This is a genomic window from Pseudoalteromonas sp. bablab_jr011, from assembly GCF_016464045.1.
Taxonomy (GTDB): Bacteria; Pseudomonadota; Gammaproteobacteria; order Enterobacterales; family Alteromonadaceae; genus Pseudoalteromonas; species Pseudoalteromonas lipolytica.
In genome coordinates this window covers 13653-32539 of sequence record NZ_JACDWU010000187.1, presented here as the reverse complement: position 1 = coordinate 32539, position 18887 = coordinate 13653, and the positions used below count along the sequence as shown (strand labels likewise).

Genomic DNA, 18887 nt, shown 5'->3' with positions numbered 1-18887 from the left:
GCTAATAAAGGGATAGCATCACGATGATGCGTAATGGAAAGGTAAAGTATTTACCAGCACGGATGTAAAGGAATGGACAGGATATAGACCCGGAGAGTCTTTATTACACAGAACAACTAAGTACAGTGTAATGGCATGGATTTGCAAAGTTTATGGAGTTGATTAGATTCAATTGCAGGATGCAGAAAATTAAGAAGATTCCGCAAGCGCGACTAGAGATAGTTCGCGCTTTTCTTTTGCATACTACCTACCCGCAATAATACTCAATCATTTTGAAGGATTAAAAGCTGACGTAAACAACGTTAAAAGTTTCTCATTTAATAAAACCTAATCACAAAACTGATACCTTGTTACCGACGCGCTTTTTTACCTCTGACTTTTATTGCCTCAACTTTTATTGCCTCAAAATAGAGCGCTCAATAAATCAAATTGATACAAGAATTACTCTGGGCGACCTTTGTTTCTTTTACCAAGCAAATAGGCATCTCTAAAGTTAATAAAGTGCTCTTCTAGCCTGTTGGTTGCTTCTTCTTCACCGGCAAGTGCCAAAACCATAATAGCGACTTCAGCCGTTCCTAGCTGGTGTTCATGGGGAGCGACACGTAAACGATAATCAGACAACTTTTCAGGCGTGATAGACAGCACGGGTAAGTGATCTAAGTAAGGACTTTTACGGATCATCTTTTTAGCTTCACGCCAAGTGCCATCTAAAAAGATAAAAAGCGGACGCTTGCCTTGTTCAGGTATCACCTCGGTAATCACACGGTTTTCGTCCTCAACATCACTGGCAGGAAAAATAACCATCGGCTGATACTGAGGATCGGCCAATAAACTTAGAAGCGCGGCATCAGGGTTTGTTCGATCCCATTTAAATGCGTGGTTATCGGGAATGATTTCGGCAATTAAGCGCCCTGTATTAGAGGGTTTAAAACTCTCGTTATGATACATCAATAGGCATACAGCGGCTTCACATTCAGCCTGTTGAACACCTTCACAAATGCAGTAGTGTTCTGCTAATAAGCACCGTTCGCAGCGTGTGAGTTTTGCTCCTCGGGCTTTAAATTCTCGGCGAGATTCGCCCAATTGTTTAGCACGAAGTACCAAGACGGAGTTATTTGAGATAGTAGCCACTGTGTTTACCAGAAAATTGAACGGCGCGTATTGTAGCTAAAAATAGCAGGAATAGAAATCAATGCGAGTGGTTAGTGGTTAGTGGTTAGTGGTTAGTGGTTAGAAAAAATAACCCCACATTTTTTATGTGTGTAATCTACCTTCTACTTTATCGGGGTCAGATCAAACTTCTAACTTCTAATCTCTAACTTCTAATCTCTAACTTCTAATCTCTAACTTCTAATCTCTAACTTCTAATCTCTAACTTCTAATCTCTAACTTCTAATTTCTAACCTCTAAATTCTAATTCCTAATACTTAATCCCTATAAATAACAAAAAACCCAGCCGGAGCTGGGTTTTTAAAACGATTAGTCAAAAGAACTTACTTCTTTTTAACTGCTTTTTTGTTTGGAAGGTCAGTAATTGAACCTTCGAAGATTTCAGCAGCTAGACCGATTGATTCGTTTAGCGTTGGGTGAGCGTGAATAGTTAACGCAAGGTCTTCACCGTCTGCGCCCATTTCAACTGCTAAGCCGATTTCGCCTAGCATCTCACCAGCATTGATACCCACCATAGCACCACCGATAACACGACCAGAGTCTTTATCGAAGATAAGCTTAGTTTGACCTTCAGTACGTGCTGAAGCGATTGCACGACCAGACGCAGCCCATGGGAATACAGCTGTTTCGATGCTTAAACCTTGCTCTTTCGCTTCTTTTTCAGTTACACCAACCCATGCAATTTCTGGATCTGTGTAAGCGATTGAAGGGATACACTTAGGATCGAAGTAGTGCTTCTGACCAGAGATAACTTCTGCCGCAACGTGTGCTTCATGAACCGCTTTGTGCGCAAGCATTGGTTGACCAACGATATCACCGATAGCGAAGATGTGATCAACGTTTGTTTTAAGTTGCTTATCAACATTAATGAAACCACGCTCATCAACGTTAACGCCCGCTTTATCTGCATCAAGTAGTTTACCGTTTGGAGTACGGCCAACAGCAACAAGTACTTTGTCGTAACGTACAGGCTCAGCAGGTGCGTTTTTACCTTCAAATGTTACATATAAACCGTCGTCTTTTGCTTCAACGCCAGTTACTTTAGTAGATAGCATTACGTTAAACTTGTTCTTAACGTATTTTTGGTAAATCTTGATAACGTCTTTATCAGCAGCGGGTACTAATTGATCAGCAAACTCAACAACGTCGATTTCAGAACCCAGTGCACGGTACACCGTACCCATTTCAAGACCGATGATACCACCACCTAGTACAAGTAGTTTCTCAGGAACGTCTTTAAGCTCAAGCGCACCAGTCGAATCAATTACACGGTCATCTTCAGGGATGAAAGGTAGATTTACTGGTTGTGAACCTGCAGCAATAATAGCATTGTCGAATGTGATTGTTGTTGTACCTTCTTCACCTTCAACAGCCAGGGTGTTGCTACCAGTGAATTTACCGTAACCATAAACCACTTTCACTTTACGCATTTTAGCCATGCCGTCTAGGCCGCCAGTTAATTGACCGATTACAGACTCTTTCCAATCACGGATTTTGTCTAGGTCAATTTCAGGCTTACCAAAAGTAACGCCATGAGATGACATTTCTGCTGCGTCATCAATCACTTTAGCTACGTGTAAAAGTGCTTTTGAAGGAATACAACCCACGTTTAGACATACACCGCCTAATGTGTTGCGAGACTCTACCAATGTGACTTCTAAGCCCAAGTCAGCAGCACGGAAAGCTGCAGAATAACCACCAGGACCACCGCCTAGTACAACAACTTGAGTTTTTAATTCGTTGCTCATGCTATTACCTTAAATGTTTGAACGGGAACACTGCCCCTAAGTTAAACTGCCATGTTTCTGCAAGGCAGAAAGTGAGAGCAGATATCTATACAAAGATTGTTCTATGACAAAGATTGTATCATTGCCAATGGTAAAAATCCCAGCAAAAAACACCTTGCTGGGATTTGATTCTTATAAATTATGACGCGATTACATCACCAATTGGCGAATATCGCTCATATAGCTTGCTAGCGTCACAGTAAAGCGTGCTGCTAGTGCACCGTCAATAACCCTATGGTCGTATGACATTGATAATGGAACCATTAACTTAGGTTCAAACTCTTTGCCATTCCATTTAGGTTTCATCTCCGATTTAGAGACACCTAAAATAGCCACTTCTGGTGCATTTACGATAGGCGTGAATGCGGTACCACCGATACCACCAAGGCTTGAAATTGTAAAACAACCGCCTTGCATGTCAGATGACGTTAGTTTGCCATCACGCGCCTTAGCCGACACGTCCATTAGCTCGCGAGAAAGCTCAATGATGCCTTTCTTATCAACATCTTTGAATACTGGCACAACCAAACCATTAGGTGTATCGACTGCAACACCAATGTTGATGTATTTCTTCAAGATTAAACTTTCACCGTCTTCAGACAACGAAGAGTTAAATGTCGGGAACTCAGCCAGAGCTTTCGCTGCTGCCTTCATGACAAACACAAGTGGCGTGATTTTAACACCCAGCTTTTTCTTCTCAGCCAGTGCATTTTGCTCTTTGCGGAATGCTTCAAGACTGGTGATATCAGCTTCATCAAACTGTGTAACGTGTGGGATTTGCACCCAGTTACGGTGTAAGTTAGCACCTGACAGTTTTTGAATACGTGATAATTTCTTCTCTTCAATCTCACCAAACTTGCTAAAGTCAACTTTTGGCCATGGAATAAGACCCAGCTCACCACCGCCTGTATTGCCTTTGCCTGCATTACCTGATTCAACTTGCTTCACAAGTTCTTTAACGTAGTTTTGCACGTCTTCTTTAACAACACGATTTTTACGACCCGTGCCTTTAACGTTTGCTAAGTTAATACCAAACTCACGCGCTAAACGACGAACAACTGGCGATGCATGTGCATACGCGTTGTTATCGGCAAACTCTTCTTTGCTAGCTTGTGCTGAAGCTGGCTTAGCCGCAGGGGCTGCCTCTGCTTTTGCTGCTGGCGCAGGTGCCGACTCTGTTTTCGCTTTAGGCGCTGATGCTTTTGCACTGCCCGCAACTTCAAATACAAAGATAAGAGAACCTGTTGAAACTTTATCGCCTGCAGCAACTTTGATTTCTTTAACCGTACCAGCAAAGGGTGCTGGTACTTCCATTGAAGCCTTATCACCTTCAACGTTTAAGATTGATTGATCTTCTGACACGCTATCGCCAACAGCAACCATGACTTCGGTTACTTCAACTTCATCACCACCGATATCAGGCACGTTAACTTCTTTTGTGCTTGATGCAGTGTCAGCGGCCGCTTCGTCAGCAGGTGCAGACTCTGCTGTCGGAGCGTCAGAGTCACTTGATGCTGTTTCGAAAACAAAGATTAAAGAGCCTGTTTTAACTTTATCGCCTGTCGCGATTTTGATCTCTTTAACGGTACCCGCAAATGGTGCAGGTACTTCCATTGACGCTTTGTCACCTTCAACGCTTAATAAAGATTGCTCTTCTTCAACCGTATCACCAACAGCAACCATGATGTCAGTCACTTCAACTTCGTCGTCACCGATATCTGGTACCGTTACGTCTTGCGTCGCTGAACCTGAAGGTTGCTTAGCAGGCTCTGGCTTTGATTCTTCTTTTGCTTCAGAAGATGCAGAAGCTTGCTCTTCACCTTCGAAGATCATAATAAGTGACCCCGTCGTAACAGTGTCCCCTTCGGCTACTTTAATTTCTTTAACCGTTCCTGCTTGTGCAGCAGGCACTTCCATTGATGCTTTATCGCCTTCAACCGTTAATAACGACTGATCAACCTCAACCTTATCACCAACGCTAACAAGGATTTCGGTTACTTCAACGTCATCGCCACCGATATCTGGTACTTTAATTTCAATACTCATTGGAACCTCTTATGCGTATAGCGGGTTAACTTTGTTAGTGTCGATGTCGAACTTCTTGATTGCTTCTGCAACCACAGACTTCTCAACTTCACCACGTTTAGCAAGTTCAGATAATGTTGCAACAACAACATAACCTGCATTAACTTCAAAGTGACGACGTAAATTTTCACGGCTATCAGAACGACCGAAACCGTCTGTACCAAGTACTTTGTAGTTACTGCTTGGTACAAATGAACGAACTTGCTCTGCGTAGTTCTTCATGTAATCCGTTGCGGCAACTGTTACAGCGTCTGACAATGCTTCAGTGATGTAAGCAGTCTTTTGCTCTGCATCTGGGTTAAGCATATTGAAACGCTCAACATCTTGACCATCACGTGTTAATTCATTGAATGAAGTCACTGAGAATACATCTGAACCAATACCGTACTCTTCACTTAAGATTTGGGCAGCTTTACGTACTTCAATCATGATAGTACCCGAGCTTAGCAACTGTACTTTCGCTTTATCGCCAGCCACGGTTTCAAGCTTATAGATACCTTTACGAATACCTTCTTCAGCGCCTTCAGGCATTGCTGGTTGATGGTAGTTTTCGTTCATCAGTGTTAGGTAATAGAACACGTTCTCTTGATCTTCACCGTACATACGACGAATACCGTCTTGCATAATAACTGCAACTTCGTAAGCGTAAGTTGGGTCATAAGAAATACAGTTAGGCACTGTGTTAGCAAGAATATGGCTGTGACCATCTTCGTGCTGCAAACCTTCACCATTTAACGTTGTACGACCTGCAGTGGCACCTAATAAGAAACCACGTGCTTGTTGGTCACCCGCCATCCATGCCATATCACCAACACGTTGGAAACCAAACATAGAATAGTAGATATAGAATGGGATCATAGGTAAATCGTTGGTGCTGTATGATGTTGCAGCAGCAACCCATGACGACATTGCACCTAACTCATTGATACCTTCTTGTAATACTTGACCTGATGTAGCTTCTTTGTAGTAAGAAACGATGTCACGGTCTTGAGGCGTGTAATTTTGGCCATGTGGGTTATAAATACCGATTTGACGGAATAAACCTTCCATACCAAATGTACGTGCTTCGTCAGCAATGATAGGCACAATATTTTTGCCAATACCTTTGTCTTTAAGCAACACATTAAGTGCACGAACAAAGCCCATTGTTGTAGAAATGTCGCGCTTTTGCTCTTCAAGTAATGGTTTAAATGCCTCTACTTCTGGTAAGACTAACTTTTCAGAGAATTTAGCAATACGCTTCGGTGTGTAACCTTGAAGTGCTTCACGGCGAGCGTGTAAGTATTTGTACTCTTCTGAGCCTTCTTCAAGTGTTAAGTATGGAAGATCAGCTAATTGATCATCTGACACAAGATCTTGTAAACCAAGACGCGAACGTAAGTGTGCTACGTGTGTCATGTCCATTTTCTTAACTTGGTGTGCGATGTTTTTACCTTCAGCCGCTTCACCCATGCCGTAACCTTTAACCGTTTTCGCTAGGATAACAGTTGGACGGTCTTTCGTTTCTTCTGCTTTTTTGAATGCTGCGTAAAGCTTTGATGGCTCATGACCACCACGCTTAAGTGCGAAGATTTCTTCGTCTGTCATATCAGCAACAAGTGCTGCTGTTTCTGGATAACGACCAAAGAAGTGCTCACGCACGTAGGCACCGTCTTTTGCTTTATATGTTTGGTAGTCACCGTCAATAGTTTCGTTCATTAACTGTAGTAACTTACCGGTTGTATCTTTAGCAAGTAAGATATCCCAACCACTGCCCCATACAACTTTAATCACGTTCCAGCCTGCACCTTTAAATAGGCCTTCAAGCTCTTGAATGATTTTACCATTACCCATTACTGGGCCATCTAAACGCTGTAAGTTACAGTTGATTAGGTAACATAGGTTATCTAATTTTTCACGTGCAGCGAATGAGATTGCACCACGTGATTCTGGCTCATCCATCTCACCATCGCCTAAGAAAGCATATACGCGTTGGTTTTTAGTGTCTTTTAAGCCGCGACCATCTAAGTACTTTAAGAAACGCGCTTGGTAAATTGAAGCAATTGGACCCAGACCCATCGATACCGTAGGGAACTGCCAGAATTCAGGCATTAATTTCGGGTGTGGGTACGAAGGAAGACCTTTACCATCAACTTCTTGACGGAAGTTATCAAGCTGCTCAGCTGTTAAACGACCCTCAACGAATGCACGCGCATAGATACCTGGAGAAATATGACCTTGATAATAAACTAAGTCACCGCCGTCTACATCGTTTGGCGCTTTAAAGAAGTGATTAAAACAAACTTCATAAAAAGCCGCTGAAGACTGGTAAGACGCCATATGGCCGCCTAAGTCGAGATCTTTTTTCGACGCGCGTAATACGATCATAATCGCATTCCAACGAATGATTGAACGAATACGACGCTCAACATTCACATCACCTGGGTAGGCTGGTTCTTGATCTACTGGAATGGTATTAACGTAGTTAGTAGTTGTGCCAGTAGGCATATCAACACCGTCTAAACGGGCTTGCTCTAACACTTGCTCAAGTAAGAATTGAGCACGTTCTACACCTTCTTCACGCACAACAGACTCAAGGGCTTGTAACCACTCTTGTGTTTCTAGCGCGTCTACGTCAATTTTATTGACTTCAGACATATGGAGGTTTCCTTATGTTTAAAATACTAATTATTTTAATAAATCTTAAATTAAGTAGTTAACTAAACTTAGCTAATCACTTGCTTAATGTTGTTTGGTGCGTCTTAAACTACGTTCAATCCGCGAATGCTCTTTGCCAGCCTCAAGTAAGGCTTCTTCGATAAAGGCCAAGTGAGCATTACTAGCAAGGCGTGCTTGCTCTGGGTTTCCTTCAATAACCGCATCCATTAACAGTCGTCTATGCTCTGCGAGCTGCTGGCTGATTTGCGGCTTTTTTAACAGTACAGTTAAATTTTGTAATACATTTTGCTCAAGCAATGCTTGCATACCACGCACTAAGTGCAGCAACACGACATTATGAGACGCTTCAGCTACGCTGAAATGAAATGCATTAATTGCTTTTGCTTTTTGCACAATGTCATCATTTACAAGCGCAATATTGTCAAAGCTTTGTTTTACTTTTTTAAAATCATTCGTCGTACCACGCATTGCAGCATAATAAGCTGCGATTCCCTCAAGAGCATGACGAAATTCAAGTAAATCAAATTGTGATTCAGGATGTTTACTTATCAAATCAAAGAGTGGATCAGTAAGCCCCTCTTCAAGCTGATTTTTTACAAACGTGCCACCCCCTTGACGACGCGTGACTAAGCCTTTAGCTTCCAGCTTTTGAATAGCCTCTCGAAGTGATGGACGCGATACTTCAAACTGTTTCGCTAACTCACGTTCAGGAGGTAATTTTTCGCCTGGCGCTAACGACCCCTCAAGAATCATATTCTCAAGTTGTTGTAAAATTACATCAGATAATTTTGCTGCTTTTATCTTTAAAGACATTTATCAACGTCCGCGTTGTTTCGGCCAAGCCCGCTAAACACAGGGTTTTTAGCCATAAGACTCAACCAAAAGGTAAATTGGTCATACCAAATTTGTAGCATACGTTATCAAAAACCGGTATTTCTGTCAATTTCACTGCGCTCAGCGCCAACTGACACGGTACTCCATTTTGCATAAAGATTAAACAGTATGGAAGAAAGTCGCTATTTCGGAAGAAGAAAACAATAAAAAATAAATGGTCAGACCAGATTAACAAGCACGCTCTTAGAAGTCAGCTATTCGATGTTAGCTGATTTGAGTGGCTTTGTAGAAAGGCAAAGTAGGAAGCATTTCAGTGCTGAAAAATCAAAACTCAAACGACGTACATTAACAGAATGATTCATGACTGAAATCATTCCTACAAGCTTTACTCTTGCAACTTGCTGACTTTAAAAGCCGTTCTCGGCTAAAGCCAGCCCTTGCAACTCGCTAACTATACTACGCCAACCCACCAAATAGAGTGAGTGCGGCAATAATGACTAAAAAGAACAACACATTACGTTTTACGAGTTTCATCATACAGGTTGCCTCATAAGTGCAACCAACAAACTGCTGCTCAATTTGCTCTGCAGCCAAAGCTGTTTGAGTAACAACTTTGCGATTGCTTACTGAAAAGTCCAACACGTATTTCAACCAGCAACTGGTTCCTTTATTAAAGTTGCCAATAACAAGATAACCAAAACTTGCAATGCGCGCAGGTAACCAATCTAACCAAAATAATAAGGTATGAATTAGTTTAAAGCGTTTTGCATACACCATATTATGGTTTTCTCTTACCTTGTCAGCGTAAGTACGCACTAAGGCATAGAGTATTGCGCCCGGTACACCCAATATCACAAACCAAAAAATAACAGCACAATAAAAGCGGAAATTAAGCCACGCGAGTGTTTGCCCGAATGTTTCCCCTTGGGGCTCAGCTTCTGTTTTCTTTTGGCCCATTTGTAATGCAAATAATGTCGCAGCTTCTTGATCGTTTCGCGTTAGGGCATTGAGATAAGACTTATACAGTGCTCGTTGCTTAGCACAGCCAAAACACGTTAATAACACCACGGTGTTAACCGCTAATTGCCATACTATAAAATCTGATAACTTATAAACTAAGGCAATAGCAATCACTGGTAACATTAACCAGATCAGAAAACCAACGGGCGAATTAAATAAGCCTTTATCTGATAAGTGTTTTTTAGAGTGCTTTAGGTAGTGATCGGCATAAAAACCAATTTGCCAGTAATCAGCCCGCGCGCCAAGACGCTCAATGACTAGCGCAACTATAATTGAAATCAAGATCATGCTTGTTACCTATATCCTTTAAATTAAAACACTAAATCAAAAAAGTATGGCCAATCAAAACTCTCGCCCGGATCCGTTTTTCTACCGGGTGCAATATCGCAGTGGCCGACAATACGAGAGCGAGTTATTTTTGGGTATTTATCCATAAGTGCCTTTGTCACTAAGTGTAATGCATTATATTGTGCTTGGGTATACGGCTCAGTATCAGTACCTTCAAGCTCAATACCTACACTAAAGTCATTGCATTGCTGGCGGCCATTAAACTCAGACACACCGGCATGCCAAGCACGCTTTTCAAATGGCACATATTGAATCACTTCACCCGTGCGACGAATAAAACAATGCGCAGATACTCTAAGCCCCTTTAAGTCAACAAAACTATCGTGTGCCTCACAGTCTATGCAACCCATGAATAAATCATCCACATATCGCGTGCCAAACTGCCCTGCGGGTAGCGAAATATTGTGAATCACAAGTAATGATACTTCATTATCAGGACGCGCATCATGATGCCTGCATGGCCGCTGTAACACACTGTTTAACTGGCCTAATTCGTTTATATGCATATTAAAAACTAACAATGACAATAAAGTTAAACAGTGTAAATGGTTCGCTACTCAGGGTCTAGCTGCATTCATTTGTGTAGCCACCCACAAGGACTTTTAATCCACGTTAGCGATAAATCTTTAACTTCTAATACAAGGTCAAACATAGTAAAATTTAGCCAATTTATTAATAAACAATGAGCTTTCGACATGTCAGTCCCTCACTCTTTAATTAGCCAACTGGTTAAACTCGCCCTTGATGAAGATTTGGATTACCAAAATGCAAACGACGGTGATATCACGGCTCAACTCATCCCTGAAAACGAGCAAGCGAATGCCAAAGTAATTACTCGTGAAGACTGTGTATTTTGTGGCAAAGACATTATTTTAGAAGTGTTCAAGCAAGTAGATGCAACGGTAAAAGTTGATGTATTAGTAAACGATGGTGATAAAGTCGCTGCAAATGCCACCTTATTTACAGCGTCTGGTTCTGCACGTGCCATTTTAACCGCAGAGCGTACAGCGCTTAATTTTGTGCAAACGCTTTCGGGTACAGCAACAACCACAGCCCACTACGTTAAAGAACTTGCAGGAACAACCACGCAGTTACTTGATACCCGTAAAACGATTCCGGGCTTACGTGCGTTGCAGAAGTACGCTGTCAAATGCGGCGGCGGCGCGAACCATCGTATTGGTTTATTCGATGCATTCTTAATTAAAGAAAACCACATTGCAGCATGTGGTGGCATTGATAAAGCCGTGGCACAAGCAAAAGTTAATCATCCATCAAAACCTGTAGAAGTCGAAGTTGAATCTTTAAATGAGCTTGAGCAAGCCATTCATGCCGGTGCTGATATCATCATGCTTGATAACTTTACTGTGGAGCAAATACAGCAAGCCGTCATCCTTACTGATAAGCGAGCAAAATTAGAAGTGTCTGGCAATATGACCCTTGAAACACTAAAAGCTTATTCGCAAGCAGGTGTTGATTTTATCTCAAGCGGCGCACTTACAAAAAATTTACAATCAATCGACCTATCGATGCGCTTTAACGCGTAACCCCACCCCATTTTTGCGTATTTAATGTTTACCTAATTCGTTGACAAAGAAATAAAAAAAGCATTAAATACGTAAAAAGCCTGAATCGGTAACAAAAAATCAATAACTTTTCAGTGCTTTTAGTTCTTTAGTATCATTGTGTCCTAATGACTTACGTAAGTTTACAATTAATTCAATAAGTTCCAGCAAGGATGCATGTGTATAAATAGTTCAATTATGGATTTTTAAGCTTGATCTGTCTCAAACTAAAGTAGGAAACTTCTGAAAAACCAGTTATCTAGCCGGAAAATTGCTTTCAAATACATTAATTGATGCTAAAGTAAATTAACAAACACTTAATGAACAAAAGTTTAAAATCAACTTGTTAACAATCACGATTTTTAACAGAAGTTTTAAGTAAAACTGTAAGAATAGTCCTGTATGTTTAGCATCGATTTTACAATGCTGATCTAACAGCTAAACTTACATAACATCATATCCTTTAGGAGAGGAACAAAATGACACAACAAAAGCAACAGGGTTTCACCCTAATTGAATTAATGATTGTAGTAGCAATCATCGGTATTTTGGCCGCAGTAGCACTGCCAGCGTATCAAGATTATACTGCTCGAGCTAAAGTTTCAGAAGTTACTCTTGCTGCATCCGCTTGTAGAACAGCAATTTCTGAAGCCTCTCAAACAGGCTTCTCTGCCGATGCTGCAGCAAATGGTTTTGGGTGTGGTGAAGATGCAGTTGGCCCTGTTTCTCAGTACGTACAAACTATTACAACTGCTGCTGATGGCACAATCACAGTGACTGCCAGAAATATATCTCAACTGGGCACTAATGTAAATTTAGAATTTAAACCTTACTCTGACGCTAACAGAACTGTAGCTTCTACAGCTGCTGACTTTAATAGTTCGACTCTTGCACCTGTTCGCAGTTGGAAGTGTCAAGCTTCAACGACTAATGGTATTGAAACAAAATACCTTCCAGCAAGCTGTCGCTAATAACTTAAATATATGCTGAGAGAATTCTCTCAGCATCCTATATCCTATGAAATCAACCCCTATCTCAGAATCACTAGACACTTTCCTATGGGTAGGTGTTAATAGCCGTGGCAAAAAATTGGAAGGTGAAATATCAGGAGTTAGTATAGCTCTTGTAAAAGCCCAACTCAGAAAGCAAGGAATAACCCCCTCAAAGGTAAAACGAAAACCAAAACCCTTGTTTGGTACTCGTACGCAAAAAGTTTCTGCTAAAGACATTGCTTTAATTACACGCCAAATAGCGACCATGCTGATGGCAGGTGTCCCCCTCATTCAATCTATTGAAATGATAGGCTCTGGCGCTAAGAATAAAAGTGTTGCTAGGCTGATGGAAGAAATTGGCGACCAAGTAAAAGCGGGTGTGCCACTCTCGCAAGCTTTACGCAGACACCCCCGTTATTTTGATGATTTATATTGCGACCTCGTTGCATCGGGTGAACAATCGGGTGCCCTTGATAAAATTTTCGACCGTGTCGCACTTTATAAAGAAAAAGCCGAAGCATTAAAGTCTAAAATCAAAAAAGCAATGTTTTACCCGATTGCGGTATTAGTTGTGGCCTTAATTGTTACCTCAATCTTACTTATTTTTGTGGTGCCTCAATTCCAAGATATTTTTAGTGGCTTTGGTGCTGAGCTTCCCGCCTTTACTTTAATGGTGATAGGTATATCTGAATTTATGCAAGAATATTGGTGGATGATGCTGATTGCTGTTATTGCTTTTGGTTATGCCTATAAAGAAGCCCTGCTTAAAAGCAAAAAGCTCAGAGATGCCAACGACAGAGCTATATTAAAGCTGCCTGTTATTGGTATGATTTTAAATAAAGCAGCAGTGGCTCGTTATGCACGAACTCTTTCAACAACCTTTGCTGCGGGTGTACCCTTGGTTGATGCGCTCGATTCAGCCGCTGGAGCCTCAGGTAATGCGGTGTACCGTTACGCTATTTTAGAAATTAAAGCAGAAGTAAGCTCAGGTAATTTGATGAACTGGGCAATGCGAAATACAAAAATTTTTCCTGATATGGTGATCCAAATGGTTGCAATTGGTGAAGAGTCAGGTTCATTAGATGGCATGCTTGCCAAAGTAGCTACTATTTACGAGCAAGAGGTTGATGATGCGGTCGATGGTCTTTCAAGCTTATTAGAGCCGCTGATCATGGCTGTACTTGGCGTGCTGGTCGGTGGTTTAATTATTGCCATGTATTTACCTATTTTCCAGTTAGGCTCTGTTGTATAACCCAAACATGTAATTTTAAGCAATCAAGCTTTAAGCTCTTGATTCTTAGTTCAATGTTGTATTTTAGGTAGTTTAATGCAAAATTTTTTCCTTGATATAGCCACCGTGATGCAATCTCAACAGTGGTTTTATTTGTTAACTGTAGGACTTGTGAGTCTGTGTATTGGTAGCTTTTTAAATGTCGTTATTTACAGGTTACCACTGATGATGAAACGAGAATGGCAATCAGAGTGCCGTCTGTTATTGGCCGATGAGCTAACAATTAACCATACTGAAGAGCCTACTCCCTTTAATTTAGTCACACCCAATTCAACCTGCCCACAATGTAAGGCACCGATTAAGATTTGGCAGAACATTCCTGTTATCAGCTGGTTAATACTCAAAGGCCGCTGTGCAAGTTGTAAGGCGCCAATTTCTGTTCGCTACCCTATTGTTGAAATGCTAACAGCCAGCTTAAGCCTCGCGGTTGCAATTATATTTGGCGCATCTGAACTTGCCTTACTTTATATTGTAATTACATGGGTGCTCATTGCGCTTACGTTCATTGATATTGATCATATGCTGCTGCCTGACCAACTTACCTTACCGCTTGTTTGGCTAGCATTGATTGCAGCCGTGATGAACATCACAATCGCCCCTTCTGATGCGATTATTGGCGCTGCAATTGGCTATTTAAGTTTATGGAGTGTGTATTGGCTCTTTAAACTTGCTACTGGCAAAGAAGGCATGGGGTATGGCGATTTTAAATTACTCGCCGTATTTGGAGCGTTACTTGGTTGGCAGGCTATTTTAACTATCGTGTTGCTTTCGAGTGTCGTTGGCGCTCTTATTGGTATGCTGCAAATTATTATTCAAGGCAAAGATAAAACCACGCCTATTCCCTTTGGCCCCTACCTTGCGATAGCCGGTTGGGTAACCTTATTGTGGGGTGAGCAAATTCAAACTATCTATTTTAGCTATTTAGGTCATTAAATATGGCAAACTGGATTTTAGGCTTAACGGGTGGTATTGGCTCTGGCAAAAGTGCTGTGAGTGCGATGTTTGAAAAGTTAGGGATCACTGTTGTTGATGCCGACATCGTCGCAAGAGAGGTCGTCGAGCCAGGCAGTGCAGGTCTTAAAAAAATTGTTGAGCATTTTGGCAAAACTATTCTCACCAGCGAGGGAGTGCTTGACCGCGCGAAGCTTAGGGGCATTATTTTTGATAATGAAACAGAAAAAGCATGGCTCAATGCTTTACTACACCCGTTAATAAGGGAATCCATGCTTAAGCAACTGCAACAAGCCACCAGCGACTATGTAATTTTAGTTGCGCCCTTATTATTTGAAAACGGTTTAGAAAAATTGTGCAACCATACGTTGCTCATCGATGTCCCCGTCACAACTCAAATTACTAGAACCAGCGCACGCGACAATGTCTCTGAGGCTCAAGCGAAAAAAATTATTACATCACAAATGTCTCGTGCCGATAAACAGCTAAAAGCCGATGATATTTTAGACAATGATCGCGCTCTATCTGAAGTTGCGATTGATGTGAAAAAGCTGCATCAAAAATATTTAACTCATGCTTAAACTATATGCTAAAAAACACATATCCATCTAATACAAAAACATTAATACAGATTATAAATACCTGAGTTAAAGGGTGAATTTATTTTGCAATTTTGCCTAAATCGACAAGACTGATGTTATACCCTGCTTTTTTCTGATAGATTTGGCATAGAAAGGATCAAATTAAGGTGCGCAATGAATATTAACTCACCGTTACTGAGAAAATTTATCACATTAGGTCGCATTGATGCAGAGACCGTCAAATTAAAGCAACGAGAATATAACTCCACAGCTGAGCTCATTTCTAAGAGCTGCGGTATAGACGCGCATGAATTAGCAGAGCAATGCACTGACTTGTTCCGTGTTCCCTATTTTGATATCAAAGACTTCGATGTATCACTTATTTCTGATGAGTTAGTTAAAGAAAAGCTCATTCGCGAGCATCATATCCTCCCGCTGATAAAGAAAGGCCGTAAGCTCTATATAGCGGCATCGGACCCTACTGATTACGGAGCGTTTGAAAACTTTGAATTTAGTACAGGTCTGTCTTGTGAAGTTGTTGTGGTTGATTACAACCAGCTAGAAAATAAAATAGAGCAGCTGCTTGATGCGGCCGGTAGCTTACATTTAACGGATGACGAATTTAAAGAGCTTGGCGATCTCGACACCGATAAACCACGCGATATGCCAAGTAGTGATGAAGACAAAGACGATGCGCCTATTATTGTCTACATCAATAAGATTTTGATGGATGCAATCAAAAAAGGGGCATCAGATTTACACTTCGAGCCATACGAGCATCGTTATCGAGTGCGCTTTCGGATTGATGGCATTTTACACGAAATGGCAAGCCCACCGAATAGCTTAGCAAGTCGATTATCTGCGCGCATAAAAGTTATGTCACGCTTAGATATCGCCGAAAAACGTAAACCACAAGATGGTCGCATTAAATTAAAAATTACTGAACGTAAAAGTATCGACTTTCGTGTCAGTACCCTGCCAACGCTGTGGGGCGAAAAAATTGTAATGCGTATTCTTGATTCATCAAGTGCTATGCTTGGCATCGATGTATTGGGTTATGAGCCTGAACAGAAAAAACTCTACATGGATGCGCTCGAACAGCCGCAAGGGATGATACTAGTGACAGGTCCTACAGGCTCTGGTAAAACAGTATCTCTTTACACCGGCTTGAATATTTTGAACCAACCTGAGCGCAATATTAGTACTGCGGAAGATCCGGTTGAGATCAACCTTGAAGGCATTAACCAAGTACAAATTAACACAAAAGCAGATATGACGTTCGCCAACGCGTTAAAAGCGTTCTTGCGTCAAGATCCCGATGTCGTCATGGTCGGTGAGATACGAGATCTAGAAACAGCTGAAATTTCCATTAAAGCAGCGCAAACAGGCCACCTAGTCTTATCGACGCTGCACACAAATTCAGCGCCAGAAACACTGACTCGATTGTTAAACATGGGCGTTCCGGCATACAACGTTGCAAGTTCAATTAGTCTTATCATTGCACAGCGACTGGCCAGACGTTTATGTCCGAAATGTAAAACCCCAGAAAAACTGCCCGATGAAGAACTTATTCGCCAAGGCTTTGACCCCGCAACATTGAGTAAACTCACGCTGTTTTCTCCAAAAGGCTGTGATAGCTGTACCGATGGCTATAAGGGACGAGTAGGTATTTACGAAGTCATGCAAATTACCCCTGAAATTGCGCAAATTATTATGCGTGGAGGTAATTCACTCGAAATTGCTGAGGTTTCTTTAAAATCAGGATTTAATAACTTACGTCTATCGGGATTAAAAAAAGCGGCGGATGGTGTCACCTCGCTAGCTGAAATAAATCGGGTCACGAGTTTTTAACTCGCGACTCGATTCTTAGGCTGAGCTTTAGTAAGATCAGCTAAAATTGCTTAATAGAGATCACACCATGCCAACCGTTGTAAACTGCCCGACCTGCAAAGAAAAAGTAGAATGGTCAGAACAAAGCCCGTATCGCCCTTTTTGTTCAAAACGCTGTCAGCTGATCGATCTAGGTGAGTGGTCATTTGAAAATAACAAGATTTCTTCACCCATCACCAGTGCAAACGAACTTAACCAAGATATGATAGAAGATATCGAGGCTATGCTAGCTAAGAATGATGATTCATTTTTCAAAGAATAAGTATTAAGAAACGCGGCTTCATTAGCCGCGCTTTCTAGTTTAACGAATGCACTGGAACATATTAGCTATGTGTTCTTTCAGCCTTATTACGCTCACCATCAACTCTGTGTAGCCCCTTTTTGTGACCTTTTTTACGCAGCTGTTTTTTAATTTCTTGATAGCTTTCACGCTGCTCTGCGTTAAGAACTTGCCAGATTGCATGCTCTGATTTCATTTTAATTAACGCAAATTGCTCACCTTTTTCTTGGCGGGCTTTAATTAGTTCGCGTGCTGCATTTTCATCAAATGCGTGGGTCGCTAAGAGTGCATCCATTTTCTCTTTGTAGGCTATTCTATTGTCTTTCATGCTGGCTTTATCACCACGAAGAGCCTTCATTTGTGTTGTTTGCTCAGCAAAAATAGCTTTAAGCTGGACTTGCTGTGCTTCTGTTAATTGTAATTTATTAATTCCACGCTCAGACAATAAAAAACCGGCTTGCGGATTCATGCCTCGGTGCATATCCCCTTTTGCCATTACTGATGTTGCGCCAACACTTGCTGCAGCTAAACCACAAACAAGTACGAATTTAGAAAGCTTATTTGAAATAGTCATAGTCATTACCTTTTGTTGGGTGTTGTGTTCTGTCGTTATTTTTAACTGATGGATTCACTATACTCACTTCAATGCAAAGGAACGCAAACCAGTGTAAAGGTTGTGTAAAGATTCACTTTTACACAATTTACTGAGTAGAATAGCCTTAAAGAAACAGTGCAATAGGTGCCACAATGAAATTACTTATGATCGACGATGATACAGGGCTGTGCGAGCTGTTAAGCGAGTATTTAACAGCACAAGGCTTTACAGTTGATTGTTATCATGATGGCGCACAAGGCCTAAATCAGGCCTTAAAATACAACTACGAATTAATTTTGCTTGATGTCATGCTACCGTCGATGGATGGCTTTGAAGTACTCAAGCAACTTCGACAACATAAACTCACGCCTGTCATTATGCTCACAGCCAAAGGGGAAGACTTTGACCGTATTTTTGGTTTAGAGCTTGGTGCAGATGACTACATACCAAAGCCATTTAATCACAGAGAACTGCTGGCGCGAGTTAAAGCAATAACCCGTCGTATCGAACATATTAATAGTCTATCGAGCCAGCAAACAAGTTCACTCAGTGTCAATAGTATTCACATTAACTTTGCGACTCGTGAAGCGTCTGTCAGTGGCAATGTATTAAGTTTAACGGGAACTGAGTATGAAATACTGGCCATGCTAGTCCGCCATGCCGGTGAAGTGATCAGTAAAGAGCAAATTAGTGAGCAAGTTCTTGGCAGACGACTAGCCCCTTTCGACCGCTCCATTGACATGCATGTGAGTAATATTCGAAAGAAAATTGCTGAGTTTATAAATAGCGAGCGTATCAAAACCATGCGTGGTAGCGGTTACGTACTTATTCAAGGTGAATAAT

The 18887-nt window shown here is 41.4% G+C and carries 16 protein-coding genes; 8 read left to right on the top strand and 8 right to left on the bottom strand.

Going from position 1 to position 18887, the window contains the following annotated elements; genetic code table 11:
* Positions 1-441: 441 nt before the first annotated feature.
* The 7 genes from JIG41_RS10765 to ampD form a co-directional block, all read right to left on the bottom strand.
* Complete coding sequence (locus JIG41_RS10765; protein WP_065979648.1) at positions 442-1131, bottom strand: tRNA-uridine aminocarboxypropyltransferase; 690 nt, start codon at positions 1129-1131, stop codon at positions 442-444.
* Positions 1132-1493: 362 nt separating this feature from the next.
* On the bottom strand, positions 1494-2918 hold the full coding sequence (lpdA, locus tag JIG41_RS10760) for a dihydrolipoyl dehydrogenase (protein ID WP_036965933.1): 1425 nt from the start codon (positions 2916-2918) through the stop codon (positions 1494-1496).
* A gap of 189 nt (positions 2919-3107) precedes the next feature.
* Positions 3108-5003: a pyruvate dehydrogenase complex dihydrolipoyllysine-residue acetyltransferase gene (aceF, locus tag JIG41_RS10755; RefSeq protein ID WP_196857405.1), complete on the bottom strand. Its 1896-nt coding sequence runs from the start codon at positions 5001-5003 to the stop codon at positions 3108-3110.
* 9 nt (positions 5004-5012) lie between these two features.
* Positions 5013-7679, bottom strand: coding sequence for a pyruvate dehydrogenase (acetyl-transferring), homodimeric type (gene aceE, locus JIG41_RS10750; RefSeq protein WP_074988948.1), 2667 nt, complete (start codon positions 7677-7679; stop codon positions 5013-5015).
* 84 nt (positions 7680-7763) lie between these two features.
* Positions 7764-8513, bottom strand: a complete 750-nt coding sequence (gene pdhR, locus JIG41_RS10745; RefSeq protein WP_036965924.1) for a pyruvate dehydrogenase complex transcriptional repressor PdhR — start codon at positions 8511-8513, stop codon at positions 7764-7766.
* A gap of 477 nt (positions 8514-8990) precedes the next feature.
* A complete protein-coding gene (gene ampE, locus JIG41_RS10740; protein WP_199524729.1) occupies positions 8991-9842 on the bottom strand; it encodes a beta-lactamase regulator AmpE in 852 nt (283 codons plus the stop codon).
* Positions 9843-9865: 23 nt separating this feature from the next.
* On the bottom strand, positions 9866-10408 hold the full coding sequence (gene ampD / locus JIG41_RS10735; protein ID WP_036965918.1) for a 1,6-anhydro-N-acetylmuramyl-L-alanine amidase AmpD: 543 nt from the start codon (positions 10406-10408) through the stop codon (positions 9866-9868).
* Positions 10409-10597: 189 nt separating this feature from the next.
* Here ampD and nadC point away from each other — a divergent pair, with 189 nt between their 5' ends.
* From nadC to yacG, 7 genes are all read left to right on the top strand, one after another.
* Positions 10598-11446 carry a carboxylating nicotinate-nucleotide diphosphorylase gene (gene nadC, locus JIG41_RS10730; RefSeq protein ID WP_074988951.1) on the top strand — a complete coding sequence of 283 codons (849 nt, stop codon included), beginning with the start codon at positions 10598-10600 and terminating at the stop codon, positions 11444-11446.
* Between the two features lie 497 nt (positions 11447-11943).
* Positions 11944-12435, top strand: a complete 492-nt coding sequence (locus JIG41_RS10725; RefSeq protein WP_199524728.1) for a prepilin-type N-terminal cleavage/methylation domain-containing protein — start codon at positions 11944-11946, stop codon at positions 12433-12435.
* 46 nt (positions 12436-12481) lie between these two features.
* Complete coding sequence (locus tag JIG41_RS10720) at positions 12482-13708, top strand: type II secretion system F family protein (protein WP_199524727.1); 1227 nt, start codon at positions 12482-12484, stop codon at positions 13706-13708.
* A 75-nt stretch (positions 13709-13783) separates the two neighbouring features.
* Complete coding sequence (locus JIG41_RS10715) at positions 13784-14680, top strand: A24 family peptidase (RefSeq protein WP_199524726.1); 897 nt, start codon at positions 13784-13786, stop codon at positions 14678-14680.
* Between the two features lie 2 nt (positions 14681-14682).
* Entirely contained in the window at positions 14683-15279 is a 597-nt protein-coding gene (gene coaE / locus JIG41_RS10710; RefSeq protein WP_199524725.1) for a dephospho-CoA kinase, read from the top strand.
* Positions 15280-15453: 174 nt separating this feature from the next.
* Entirely contained in the window at positions 15454-17130 is a 1677-nt protein-coding gene (gene pilB / locus JIG41_RS10705; RefSeq protein WP_036965899.1) for a type IV-A pilus assembly ATPase PilB, read from the top strand.
* Between the two features lie 67 nt (positions 17131-17197).
* Positions 17198-17431, top strand: a complete 234-nt coding sequence (gene yacG, locus JIG41_RS10700) for a DNA gyrase inhibitor YacG (protein WP_036965896.1) — start codon at positions 17198-17200, stop codon at positions 17429-17431.
* 61 nt (positions 17432-17492) lie between these two features.
* Here yacG and JIG41_RS10695 read toward each other — a convergent pair whose 3' ends face one another.
* Positions 17493-18023, bottom strand: a complete 531-nt coding sequence (locus JIG41_RS10695) for a Spy/CpxP family protein refolding chaperone (RefSeq protein WP_199524724.1) — start codon at positions 18021-18023, stop codon at positions 17493-17495.
* 173 nt (positions 18024-18196) lie between these two features.
* Between JIG41_RS10695 and JIG41_RS10690 the strand changes: the two genes are divergently transcribed.
* Positions 18197-18886: a response regulator gene (locus JIG41_RS10690; RefSeq protein WP_074988958.1), complete on the top strand. Its 690-nt coding sequence runs from the start codon at positions 18197-18199 to the stop codon at positions 18884-18886.
* Position 18887: the final 1 nt, after the last annotated feature.

Excerpts from the sequence above, each read along its gene's own strand:
- JIG41_RS10715 (WP_199524726.1), top strand. The coding sequence starts at position 13,784 with ATGCAAAATTTTTTCCTTGATATAGCCACCGTGATGCAATCTCAACAG.
- coaE (WP_199524725.1), top strand. The coding sequence starts at position 14,683 with ATGGCAAACTGGATTTTAGGCTTAACGGGTGGTATTGGCTCTGGCAAA.
- ampE (WP_199524729.1), bottom strand. The coding sequence starts at position 9,842 with ATGATCTTGATTTCAATTATAGTTGCGCTAGTCATTGAGCGTCTTGGC.
- aceE (WP_074988948.1), bottom strand. The coding sequence starts at position 7,679 with ATGTCTGAAGTCAATAAAATTGACGTAGACGCGCTAGAAACACAAGAG.
- aceF (WP_196857405.1), bottom strand. The coding sequence starts at position 5,003 with ATGAGTATTGAAATTAAAGTACCAGATATCGGTGGCGATGACGTTGAA.
- ampD (WP_036965918.1), bottom strand. The coding sequence starts at position 10,408 with ATGCATATAAACGAATTAGGCCAGTTAAACAGTGTGTTACAGCGGCCA.
- JIG41_RS10725 (WP_199524728.1), top strand. The coding sequence starts at position 11,944 with ATGACACAACAAAAGCAACAGGGTTTCACCCTAATTGAATTAATGATT.
- pilB (WP_036965899.1), top strand. The coding sequence starts at position 15,454 with ATGAATATTAACTCACCGTTACTGAGAAAATTTATCACATTAGGTCGC.
- lpdA (WP_036965933.1), bottom strand. The coding sequence starts at position 2,918 with ATGAGCAACGAATTAAAAACTCAAGTTGTTGTACTAGGCGGTGGTCCT.
- yacG (WP_036965896.1), top strand. The coding sequence starts at position 17,198 with ATGCCAACCGTTGTAAACTGCCCGACCTGCAAAGAAAAAGTAGAATGG.
- JIG41_RS10720 (WP_199524727.1), top strand. The coding sequence starts at position 12,482 with ATGAAATCAACCCCTATCTCAGAATCACTAGACACTTTCCTATGGGTA.
- nadC (WP_074988951.1), top strand. The coding sequence starts at position 10,598 with ATGTCAGTCCCTCACTCTTTAATTAGCCAACTGGTTAAACTCGCCCTT.
- JIG41_RS10690 (WP_074988958.1), top strand. The coding sequence starts at position 18,197 with ATGAAATTACTTATGATCGACGATGATACAGGGCTGTGCGAGCTGTTA.
- JIG41_RS10695 (WP_199524724.1), bottom strand. The coding sequence starts at position 18,023 with ATGACTATTTCAAATAAGCTTTCTAAATTCGTACTTGTTTGTGGTTTA.
- pdhR (WP_036965924.1), bottom strand. The coding sequence starts at position 8,513 with ATGTCTTTAAAGATAAAAGCAGCAAAATTATCTGATGTAATTTTACAA.